This window comes from Prosthecodimorpha hirschii (genome assembly GCF_001305515.1).
Classification (GTDB): Bacteria; Pseudomonadota; Alphaproteobacteria; order Rhizobiales; family Ancalomicrobiaceae; genus Prosthecodimorpha; species Prosthecodimorpha hirschii.
Window position 1 is genome coordinate 3,159,569 of the sequence record NZ_LJYW01000001.1, and the last position, 6,751, is coordinate 3,166,319.

6 protein-coding genes, 1 tRNA gene and 1 pseudogene are annotated in these 6,751 nt (G+C 67.3%); 4 read left to right on the forward strand and 4 right to left on the reverse strand.

Annotated features, from left to right (window positions below):
- Positions 1–44: 44 nt before the first annotated feature.
- Together ABB55_RS13800 and ABB55_RS13805 are read right to left on the reverse strand one after the other, a co-directional pair.
- Entirely contained in the window at positions 45–1,025 is a 981-nt protein-coding gene (locus tag ABB55_RS13800) for a complex I NDUFA9 subunit family protein (RefSeq protein ID WP_054359321.1), read from the reverse strand.
- 244 nt (positions 1,026–1,269) lie between these two features.
- The gene (locus tag ABB55_RS13805; RefSeq protein WP_054359322.1) at positions 1,270–2,505 is read right to left on the reverse strand and encodes a serine protease; all 1,236 of its coding nucleotides are present in this window, start codon (positions 2,503–2,505) and stop codon (positions 1,270–1,272) included.
- 218 nt (positions 2,506–2,723) lie between these two features.
- Here ABB55_RS13805 and ABB55_RS13810 point away from each other — a divergent pair.
- Both ABB55_RS13810 and ABB55_RS13815 read left to right on the forward strand, forming a co-directional pair.
- A tRNA-Leu gene (locus ABB55_RS13810) sits at positions 2,724–2,808 on the forward strand.
- A gap of 224 nt (positions 2,809–3,032) precedes the next feature.
- Positions 3,033–3,758 carry a sulfotransferase gene (locus tag ABB55_RS13815; protein ID WP_054359323.1) on the forward strand — a complete coding sequence of 242 codons (726 nt, stop codon included), beginning with the start codon at positions 3,033–3,035 and terminating at the stop codon, positions 3,756–3,758.
- A 14-nt stretch (positions 3,759–3,772) separates the two neighbouring features.
- Here the strand turns inward: ABB55_RS13815 and ABB55_RS13820 are convergent, their stop codons facing one another.
- Positions 3,773–4,786 carry a glycosyltransferase family 2 protein gene (locus ABB55_RS13820; protein ID WP_054359324.1) on the reverse strand — a complete coding sequence of 338 codons (1,014 nt, stop codon included), beginning with the start codon at positions 4,784–4,786 and terminating at the stop codon, positions 3,773–3,775.
- Positions 4,787–4,953: 167 nt separating this feature from the next.
- Positions 4,954–5,325, reverse strand: coding sequence for a response regulator (locus ABB55_RS13825; RefSeq protein WP_054359325.1), 372 nt, complete (start codon positions 5,323–5,325; stop codon positions 4,954–4,956).
- Positions 5,326–5,551: 226 nt separating this feature from the next.
- On the opposite strand from ABB55_RS13825, the gene ABB55_RS13830 reads away from it, so the two are divergent.
- Together ABB55_RS13830 and ABB55_RS30380 are read left to right on the forward strand one after the other, a co-directional pair.
- A complete protein-coding gene (locus ABB55_RS13830; protein WP_054362049.1) occupies positions 5,552–6,166 on the forward strand; it encodes a ribonuclease D in 615 nt (204 codons plus the stop codon).
- A 127-nt stretch (positions 6,167–6,293) separates the two neighbouring features.
- Positions 6,294–6,751, forward strand: a pseudogene (locus ABB55_RS30380) (hypothetical protein); the annotation flags it as partial.

Consider the following 6,751-nt stretch of genomic DNA (forward strand, 5'->3'; position numbering starts at 1 on the left):
TCCGGACCGCCCGCTGAAATCCTTCGGCCGAATGGCGCAGCCGATCAGGCCGCGCGGCTCTTCGTGAACTGGCCGTGCACCCGGTAGGGCCACAGATAGCCGGCCAGCACCGCCGCGAGGCTCTTCGGTTCGATGCCGAGGCCGCCGAGCGTGCGGCCTTCCGCGATCGCGGCCGCCGAGACGACGTTGTCGTGCTTCAGCATTTCGACCTGGTCGACGGTCAGGAGCGCGCCCGGCAGCGCCTGCAGGATGCGCGCCTGGACCTGGGCGACGCCCCACGGTACCGGCGCCAGGATGCGGCGGCGACCGATCGTCTCCAGCATGAGCTCCATGCATTCCTTGAAGCTCTTCACGTCCGGGCCGCCCAGCTCGTAGACGGTGCCGGGCGTCGCGCGGCCCTCGACGGCGCGCGCCACCGCTTCGGCGACATCGCCGACATAGACCGGCTGGAACTTCGTCTCGCCGCCGCCGATCAGCGGCAGGACGGGGGAGAGGCGGGCGAGGGCGGCGAAGCGGTTGAAGAACTGGTCCTCGGGGCCGAAGACGATCGACGGCCGCATCACGATCGCCCCGGCAACCCGCTCGCGCACCGAGGCTTCGCCGGCGGCTTTGCTGCGGCCGTAGTCGGCCGCGCTGGCCGGGTCGGCGCCGATGGCGGAAAGCTGCACCAGGGTATCGATGCCGGCCTTGGCGGTGGCCTCGGCGACCACGCGCGCGCCGTTGGCCTGGACGGCCGCGAAGGTCTGGCGACCGGACTCGGCCAGGATGCCGACCAGGTTGACGACCGCATCGGCGCCCTCGACGGCGCGCTCCACCGACCAGCGGTATTCCGGGCGGATATTGGCCTGCACGGCCTGGATCTGGCCGACGACGCCGTAGGGCTGCAGGTGGCCGGCGAGATCGGGCCGGCGCACCGCCGCGCGGACGCGCCAGCCGCGCTGCGCGAGGGCGCGGACGACATAGCGGCCGAGGAAGCCGGAGCCGCCGAAGACGGTGGCGAGTTTTCCGTTGAGCGGTGCGGTCATGGCGGGTCCCGGATTGGGCCTTGCCGCAAGCCGGAGCCCGTGGCGGGCTCTTCGCTGCGGCGCAGCGCGGGGTCTGAACGGTGGGTTCATACCGGCTTGGCGCCCGGCTGTGAAGGGCGGGAACGACCGGATCGGCTAGGCCTTTCGCCGGCCGTCGCCCTGCCCGGGCCGTGTCGTCTGGGAAAGCGAAGCGGGCGCCCGGTTTCCCGGACGCCCGCAGCGGGGTGCGAAGGTCGCGGCCGCCCTACTTGTCGAGGGCTGCCGTCATGGCGCCCAGCGCCGAAACGCGGCGCTCGGTCTCCTCGACGATGCAGGCCTGGCGTCCGGTGCTGCCGCCGGTCTGCTCGGCGAAGCGGCACAGGCCGGTCAGCGAGGCGCTCCAGGCGGACTGGCTGACGTCCACCGCCGCCTTGCCGGTGCCGGCCTTGGCGCGCAACACCTTCAGGAAGCCGGCCATGCGGCCGTTGGCGCCGCGCAGCGCGTCGGCGAGGCAGGTGAGCTTGGACGAGTCGGATACGGTCCGGCACTTGGCGGCGTCGGTGGTCACGAAGGCATCGACCGACATCACGCCTTCGACCCAGGATTCCACGGTCGTGACCCGGGTGTAGACGCCCGGATACTTCTTCTTGGCGCAGCCGTTGCCCCAGCTGACGATGCCGGCCTGATACCAGGTCTGGTTCGTATCCTGGACCAGCAGCGGGCCGCCGGAATCGCCCTGGCAGGAATCCTTGCCGCCCTTCTTCGGGCCGGCGCAGAGCATGCGGTCGGTGATCGAGTCCGAGCCGTAGGATTTCTGGCACTTCTTCTGCGCCACGACCGGGACCGTCACCTGGTAGAGCGCGGTCGGGTAGCTGGTCGCGCTGCTGGCATTGGTATCGCCCCAGCCGATCACGGTGGCGTTGTCGCCGGCATCGGCCAGCGACGACTTCGCGCTGGTCAGCATCGGCACGGTCGACGGGCTCGGGATCGCCGACGACAGATGGATGACCGCCACGTCGTAGTCCTGGCTGTCCGGATCGTAGCTCGGATGGATCGTGTAGGCGTCGACGGTATAGCGGGTGCCGTTGCTGGTCGACGTGGTCGAAAGCGTCTGGGTGCCGACCAGGACCTGCACGTCAGCCGCGTTGGTCAGGTCGTAGACGCAATGGGCGGCGGTCAGGATCCACTGCGAGGCGATGATGCTCGCGCCGCAGAACTGTCCGTTCCAGTCGATCGGCTGGGAGGATTGCACCAGCGCGGCGATGAACGGCCACTTGCCGGACGGCGCCACGGTGCCGCCGATGATTTTCGTCTCGACTTCCTTGGTCGCGGCCGGCCCGTCCGTGCGGCTGAGAACCGACGCGTCGCGCTCGGAAATGGCGCGGCTGATCCAGTTGTCGCCTGCGGCAGCCGGAACCACGGTTGCGGCGCTGGCCGCGAGACCGAACAGGAGCCCGGCCGCTCCGCGCCGGCGGGAACGAACGGATCGCAGGTTCGACATCGGAATTCCTCCACGAGAGGCCGCACGAGCGGCGGCTTGAGGGGCGCAATTGCCCCGAAAAAAACCTGTGAACGACCGAACCCGACTCACGGCCGCCTGTGGCGCGCATGTTCGGTGAAGTCGCGTTTCCCCGCAACAGAGCGGCATCGCGTCTCCCGCACGAACATCCGAGACCCTCATTGACAAGCCCGTCCCGAAGCCGTAATCACGCCGCCGTTGCCCAGGTGGCGGAATTGGTAGACGCGCTGGTTTCAGGTACCAGTGGTGAAAGCCGTGGAGGTTCGAGTCCTCTCCTGGGCACCAATCAACAGCGGAGCTGTTGATTGGACGTTAAGATCGACACCCACATCCGAACAATGCGGCGGAAGGCGATCTTCGCGGACAGAATCGACCGGTTCGGCGAGAGCGGGACATTCCCGGCTCGATGGACCCAAGCAACACGGTTTGCGTCGGCCTTTTAGCGATCGCCGAATCGTTGCTACGGCAGATCGAAGCGCCGTGACGAGGAATCAGATCCCTTGCGTGCCATGGTCGTTGGCTTTCCAAAAACCGGAACGACGACCATCACCCGTGCCCTGTCGACGGCCGGCTGGCGCACGGCGCATTGGCGAATCAACGAAGGTTTCGTCGGCGTTCTGATCCAGGCCAATATTGAGGCCGGCCGCCCGGCCTTTGCGGGTCTGGAACGCTACGACGCCGTGACGCAGGCGGATGTCTGCCTGCCCGGCCGGGGCCTGAACTACTGGCCCAATCTCGACCTGGCGGTGCTCGACGCGATTCGCCGCGACTATCCCGACTGTCTCTTCATCCTGAACACGCGCGATCCCGCCAAGACCATCGCCAGCATGCGCGGCTGGGGGCGGATGCATCGTCGGATCATGCTCGCCGAGGTTCCGGGGCTGCCGAAAGGGCGCGGCCGGTCGGATGCGGAACTGGAACAGTGGATCCAGGCACATTATGCGGCCGTGCGGCTGCGCTTCGGCGGCGACCCCCGCTTCGTCGAGTTCGACATCGAAGACCCCGCGGCGCGGGAGATTCTGGCGGCCGCGACGGGACTCGACCTGGTCTGGTGGGGTCGTGCCAACCGCACGGACCCGGCACGCCATACCGCGAGCGGAACGCAGGGATCGGTCGGCGCGCCCGATTCGCGCAATGTCCGGCAGGGAAAGGCCTCGGGCCCCGGATCGAGCCGGCGGCCGGTCGTGCTGCGCTGGCTGAAGCGCCTGATGCGGCGCAAAAAAGCGGTGCGCTGAACCGGTTCCGGTGCTCAGGGCGCCTTTCTGCGCCCGCGGCCAAAAGGTCCGATCTTGCCGGCGGCCTCGGACGACGGGCGCAACTGTTCGCCCGGTTTCATCGCGATCCGCGCCGTCGGCACCCTCAATCTCTGACCGATGCCCGACCAGCGCTGACGCAACGCCCGCGACAGCCGGAACAGCGGCGAGGCTTCGGCCGCTTCGAGCCGCGCGGCCAGTTCGGCCATGTCGGCGCGGATCGCGGGGGCGACGGCGAGCAGGTCCGGGCAATGCAGATCGTTCAAATCGAGCGACTTGAACAGCTGGGCCGGATTGCCGCGCTTTTTCTGCGGCTGCCCCGCCGCGATGGTGCCGCGGCCGCGGGCGATCTTGCCCAGGAACTCGGCTTCCGATTTGACCGCATAGTGATGAACCCGGCCGGCGGCGGGCCGGATCTCCTGCGAAATGCCGTGCACCTTGCCGAATTGCACCGGCGTCTCGTCCGGATGGACGGCGATGCCTTCACTGAGGAAAGCGGCATGCACGTTGACGAGCGCGATCCGATCGCAACGCGTCACCGACTTGAGATGAGCGTTGACGGGTTGTTGCGGCAACGAGGCCGACAGGAAGCGCTCGATGATCAGGCCCTCGCCGGGTTCCTTCCGGCCCGAGGATCCGAACACGCGCCAATTGAAGCCGACCTGTGAGACCTCGTCGTCGAAGCGGCGCAGAAGTTCGGGAAGGGTGCTGACGCGCTCGAGAACGAGATACTCGTCGAGATCGAGAAACATCACCCATTCGGTACGGCAGCAGCGGACCGCATCCGTGTAGGCATAGAATTGCGGGCCGCGCCGGGGCCGGTCGGGCTGCCGGCGAAAGGTGATCACCCCGAGGGCCGCCAGCCCGGCCAGGAGCCTGGCGCTGCCGTCGGTGCTGCCGTTGTCGTAGACGACGATCTCCTTGAAGCCGAGCCGTCGGTGATACGCGATCCACTCCAGCAGATAGGGGCCTTCGTTCTTCGCGCAGGCCACCAGGGTGACGTCGGTCATCAGGCGGTCGCTTCTGTTGCCGGTTCGTGGACGGTTGGAATGGTCCTCCTATACCAATGCAGGTGGCGCCCGTCGACCCACGCCGCGGCGGTCGTGCCGCCGATCGGAGGGCTGCCTCTTGGGCGTCGGTCGCCGACCCGGCGAGGCCCGCCGCCGGCGCCTGCCCGTCAGAGGTCCGTCGCCGGCATGATCCGGGTGATGGCGGCCTGCAGTTCCTGCATGATGAACGGCTTCTGCAGTGCCGGGACGTCGTGACCGACATGGTCGAGGGCACCGGGACCGTAGCCGGTGGCGACGATGAACGGGATGCCGCGCCGGCGCAGATCGTCGGAAACGGCGGTGCTGCGCATCCCGTCGATATTGAGGTCCAGGATCGCAAAGGCAATCGCGGACGCGCTTGTCACATCAAGAGCTTCCGTGATGTCTTCCACCAGAGTGACCTGCCTCCATCCAAGCTCGTTGAGCATGTCTTCAATCAACATCGCCACGATGGGCTCGTCTTCCAGAACGAGAACCAGTTTCGATCTTGCTTCGATCATTCATGCTCCTGGGTTCGAATCCGAATTATTAGGAAAATAGGACGCCTGAAGGTCAATTCAGTTCCCGGACGTCTGGAGATGCTCATGAACGCGTCGTGCATGGCGGATCCTGCATGTCGACCCGGTCGCCACGCTGTGATCCGGCCGATCCGTGGAAACGCATGGTCTCGTGATCATCGCCGTGATAGGACACCCGGCCCGCAGGATCTGGACCGAGCCGCACACGATGACCATCCGCTACCATGTCGGCGACTTGCCGGATCTGTCCCGCTACCAGGGCAGCGTCGCCATCGATACCGAGACCATGGGCCTCAACCCGCATCGCGATCGCCTGTGCGTGGTGCAGCTGTCGCCGGGCGACGGTACGGCCGATGTCGTCAAGATCAGGCTCGGCCAGACGCGGGCGCCGAATCTCGAAAAGCTCTTCGCCGACGAGAGCATCCTGAAGCTGTTCCACTATGCCCGGTTCGATCTCGGCGTCATCTACCACACGTTCGGCATCATGCCGGCACCGGTCTATTGCACCAAGATCGCATCCAAGCTGGTGCGCACCTACACGGATCGGCACGGCCTCAAGGATCTGACCCGCGAGCTGGTCGGGGTCGAGCTGTCCAAGCAGCAGCAGAGCTCCGATTGGGGGGCCGACGATCTGACCGAGGCCCAGCTCGCCTATGCGGCCTCCGACGTGCTGCACCTGCATCAGCTCAAGGCGCGTCTGGATCCGCTGCTGGCGCGCGAGGGCCGCACCGAGATTGCCGAGGCCTGTTTCCGGTTTTTGCCGACCAGGGCCCGGCTCGACCTGCTCGGTTGGATCGAATCGGATATTTTCGACCATTCATAAGCCACATCGCGCACCGAGGCTGATCCGGGCCGGCCGATCGCAGTTGCAGAAGCCTGCCCGCCATACCATGCTGCGATGCGGAACCGACGGTTTCCGCCCGGTCCCCTGCTCCGGACAGTCCGAGACGATGCTGAAGCGTCCGCCCCGCCCCCATGCCGAAACGCCGCCGGACGACGTCCGGGCGGCGACGGGGCGGTTTGCGGCCACGGAGCGCCGCGCTGCGCGCCGTCATTCCACGCTGGTCCGGCTGCTCAAGGTCGTGCTGCCGATCCTGGCGCTCGGCGTGGCCGGCGTGGTCGGCCTGCGCGTGTTTCTGTTCAGCTTCGCCCCGGACCTGAAGCTGCCGACGGTACTCTTCTCCCGCGACGGGTTGACCATGGTGGAGCCGCATCTGAGCGGCCGGTCCAAGGACCGCGCCTATGAGGTGACGGCCCTGCGCGCGGTGCAGAATCTCACCGACACCAAGAAGGTGCGCCTGGAGAAGGTCAGCGCGCGACATCGGCGCCGCCGAGGGGCTGGTCGTGGCCGGTGTCGCCAAGAGCTACAAGCGGCGACAGGTCGTGCGCGACGTGAGCCTGATCGTCC